Raw genomic sequence first — 528 nt, 5'->3', positions numbered from 1 at the left:
AACGAAGTAGCGGCGGCGCGTCAGCCGTGCCTGCGGGCCGTTTGCAACTAGGCGAGTGCGATGGCGGTTCGCCTGATAGAAAACGCTTCCCATCGGGGAAGCTGGAACATGGCGGTCGACGAATCCTTGCTGGAGTCGACCGCCGATAGCCAGAGGGCAACGCTTCGCTTCTACCAATGGAGCGAGCCGACCCTCTCGCTCGGCTACTTCCAAAAGTACGCCGACCGCTGGTCCCACCACGAAAGCCGCGACGCCGCCTGCGTGCGCCGCGCTTCCGGCGGCGGGGCGATTCTGCATGACGCTGAGCTGACTTACAGCTACTGCGTGCCGACGGCCGATCCACGCAGCACGTCGGTGACCGGCCTGTTTGACCTGTTCCACCAGTCCCTGATTGTCACGCTGGCCGAGCTGGGCGTGACGGCGTCGATTTGCGGCAAGCCGCAGAAGGATCCCCACGGCGATCCGTTTCTCTGCTTCGAGAGACGAAGCAGTGTCGACGTAATCATCGATGGATATAAGGTTTGCGGC

Annotated in this window: 1 protein-coding gene; it reads left to right on the top strand. The window is 62.9% G+C overall.

The window, feature by feature from the left end:
• Window positions 1-108: 108 nt before the first annotated feature.
• The coding region (locus C5Y96_RS22495; RefSeq protein ID WP_199188768.1) for a biotin/lipoate A/B protein ligase family protein at window positions 109-528 on the top strand (420 nt) is incomplete at its 3' end.

This window comes from Blastopirellula marina (genome assembly GCF_002967715.1).
GTDB classification, from domain to species: Bacteria; Planctomycetota; Planctomycetia; order Pirellulales; family Pirellulaceae; genus Bremerella; species Bremerella marina_B.
Note: the sequence above shows the minus strand (reverse complement) of the source record. Positions and strands in the feature narration are given on the sequence as shown.